Annotated in this window: 2 protein-coding genes; one reads left to right on the top strand and one right to left on the bottom strand. The window is 72.1% G+C overall.

All coding sequences use genetic code 11. The features are described 5' to 3' along the window. Positions 1-109 precede the first annotated feature (109 nt). Entirely contained in the window at positions 110-898 is a 789-nt protein-coding gene (locus ACFXDE_RS19830) for a G1 family glutamic endopeptidase (protein WP_380495964.1), read from the bottom strand. Positions 899-1363: 465 nt separating this feature from the next. On the opposite strand from ACFXDE_RS19830, the gene ACFXDE_RS19835 reads away from it, so the two are divergent. Then, positions 1364-2911 (top strand): ricin-type beta-trefoil lectin domain protein, encoded by a 1548-nt coding sequence (locus tag ACFXDE_RS19835; protein WP_380495966.1) that lies wholly within the window; start codon positions 1364-1366, stop codon positions 2909-2911. Positions 2912-3007 lie beyond the last annotated feature (96 nt).

Consider the following 3007-nt stretch of genomic DNA (forward strand, 5'->3'; position numbering starts at 1 on the left):
GGGGGGAGCCTGGTTTTTTTCCTTCTTGTTTCGTGGCGGGGGCTGCGGGGGGGGGGGGCGCGCCCCACGCAGGAGCCGTGCCGCGGCCCCCGGCCGTTCCCGGGGCGGGTCAGCTGTGGTGCCAGGTCACCTCGAAGGCGCTGCCGGCGCTGAGGGGCGAGGTCGTGGCCAGGACGGTGTGGTCGTGGTCGGCCATGGTGATGTTCTCGGGGCCGAAGTCGCCGATCGGCTTGCCGTTGGCCTTGGCGTCGGTGAAGGCGACGGTGCCGAAGTCGGTCAGCGGCAGCGGCCCGGACAGGGTGGACGGCGCCTCGGCGATCACCTCCGCCGAGGCGAGCTTCGCACTGGCCAGCGTCTTGTGCTGGACGTGGCTCCAGTGCCGGGTTTCGTCGGTGATCGTCAGGGTGAACCTCCCGGTGGCGGTCGCGGTGACGCTCGCCGTGAAGTGGTCGCCGGGCTCGACCTTGTCCTTGTAGAACACCGGGTACGCCGGGTACATCTCGAACCAGGCGTAGTACTGCGGCTTGCCGCCCACGCAGTCCGCCGAGCTGCCGTTCTGCTCGACCGAGCGGCTGCCGTCGCCGTCCAGGCCCACCCAGAAGCTGGAGTAGGTGTCCTCGGTGGTGCAGTGCGCCTCCGGCTGGACCCAGCTCGCGCTGACGCTGGTGAACTTGGCGCCGGTGGCCGCGTAGCCGGCCCAGTTGGCGCTGGTGCCGTTGGCACGGCCGTCGTGCGGGCCGCCCTGGTGCGCGTCCCCGTCCGGGCGCAGCAGCGGTGCCCGCAGGAGGGCCGGTGCGGCGGGGCCGGCGGGCCGGGCGAGTGCGGGGGTGGTGGCCAGGAGGGTGGCCGCCGCGGCGAGGGCGGCGGTGGCGAGCATGCGGTGGCGGGCTGCGGGCATGGTGCGGTGCTCCCTGGGGACGGGCGGGGGAATCCGGGCTGACGGTCAGTCACTCACGGTAGTTCTGCCGGTGTGTCAGGCGGGGTGACGGGTCTCGGAATCCTCGTGGCTTCACCCGTAAGGCCGGACGGCCAAACCGGGGTCCTTGCCGCATTGTCACTGGTATTGGTACGAACCATCATTCATCCGTGGAAGCCGTTTAGGCCGACGGAGGGCAATCGGCAAAGGGCTTGACGGACCATCACTCGTACACAGTATTTTTTGCGACGACAGGATGTGGGCGTTGCCACTCCTTGACCCCGGCCTGCGTCCATCCGTGGTCCGGGGATGGTGTGGCCCGTCGCCGGTGTTCCGTCGTGCATCCCGGGCCGGCCGCCGGCCGGAATCCTTCCAGAAAATTCTCAATTCACTTGGGGGAAACAGAAGATGACTCGCAGGACATTATCCTTGCAGCGGATATTCGGTATGGCGGCCGCGGCCGCCTGTGCCGTCGCCGCCTTCTCTGCCCCGGTGGCCGGTGCCGTCACCGGCCCCGCGGCCGCCGACGGTTCTTACGCCTACACCGCCAAACTCACCATCGGCGACAATGCGCGGGCCTGCACCGGCGCCCTCGTCGACCGGTACTGGGTCGTCACCGCCGCGTCGTGCCTCGCGGACGACCCCGGCCGGCCGCAGGGCCTCGCCGCGGGTGTGCCCAAGCGCAAGGTGACCGTGACCGTCGGCGACAAGAGCGCCGACGTCGTCGAACTGGCGCCGCGTCAGGAGCGCGACCTCGTCATGGCCCGCCTGGCCCTCCCGCTGAACGGCATCGCCCCGCTCGCCGTCGCCACCACCGCGCCCGCTCCGGGCGAGAGCCTGCGGGTGCCCGGGTACGGGCGCACCGCGGACGAGTGGGTGCCCGCCAAGCCGCACACCGGCCTGTTCGGCGTCGACGCCGTCCAGCCCACCGGCGTCACCGTCACCGGTCAGGGCGGCGCCGCGATCTGCAAGGGCGACACCGGCGCCCCCGTCGTCCGCGAGAGCGGCGGCAAGGCCGAGCTCGTCGCCGTCGCCGCCCGCTCCTGGCAGGGCGGCTGCCTCGGCACCGACCCCGCCGAGACCCGCACCGGCGCGATCGGCACCCGCACCGACGACCTCGCCTCCTGGATCGGCGGTCTGGTCAACCGCGCCTACCAGGTCGTCAATCCGGCCAGCGGCCGCTGTCTCAACGTGTCCGGTGCGGGCCCGTGGACGAACGGCAACCCGATCATCCTGTTCGACTGCGTGCCGGGCGCCGGCAACGAGGCGTTCCAGCTGAACGCCTCGGGCCAGCTGTTCAACCCCGCGAGCAACCGCTGCCTCAACGTGTCCGGTGCGGGCCCGTGGGCGAACAGCAATCCGATCGTCCTGTGGGACTGCGTGCCGGGCGCCGGCAACGAGACGTTCCAGCTGAACGCCTCGGGCCAGCTGTTCAACCCGGCCAGCAACCGCTGCCTCAACGTCTCCGGCGCGGGCCCGTGGCCCAACAGCACGCCGATGATCCTGTGGGACTGCGTCACCGGCCAGGCCAACGAGACGTTCGTCCTCGCCTCCGCCGACAAGCAGGTCGCCGGTCCGACCGCCGCGCTGCTCAACCCGGTGAGCGGACGCTGTGTCGGCCTCTCGGGCACCAGTGCGACGTGGGGCAACTTCACCCCGGTCGTCCTGTCCGACTGCGTGCCGGGCGCGGCCAACGAGCAGTTCCAGCTGACGGCCTCGGGCCAGCTGCTCAACCCGGCGAGCGGGCGCTGCCTCAACGTGGCGGGCGGCGGCCCGACCTGGGACAACAGGACCCCGATCATCCTGTGGGACTGCGTGCCCGGCCAGGGCAACGAGACGTTCCGGATGACGGCCGACGGCCAGTTCCTCAACCCGGCGAGCGGGCGCTGCCTCAACGTGTCGGGTGCCGGCCCGGTCTGGGACAACGGCACGCCGGTCATCCTGTGGGACTGCCTCCCCGGCGCGGGCAACGAGAAGTTCGCGTTCGCCGCGTAAGGCACGGACGGTGGTGGGGGGGGGGGGGGGGGGGCCGGCCCCCCACCCTCGGCGCGGGGGTCCGCCCCCGCCGCCCGAGGGGGCCCCCCCCGCCCC

Origin of the sequence: Kitasatospora sp. NPDC059408 (assembly GCF_042751525.1) — a bacterium.
GTDB lineage: Bacteria > Actinomycetota > Actinomycetes > Streptomycetales > Streptomycetaceae > Kitasatospora.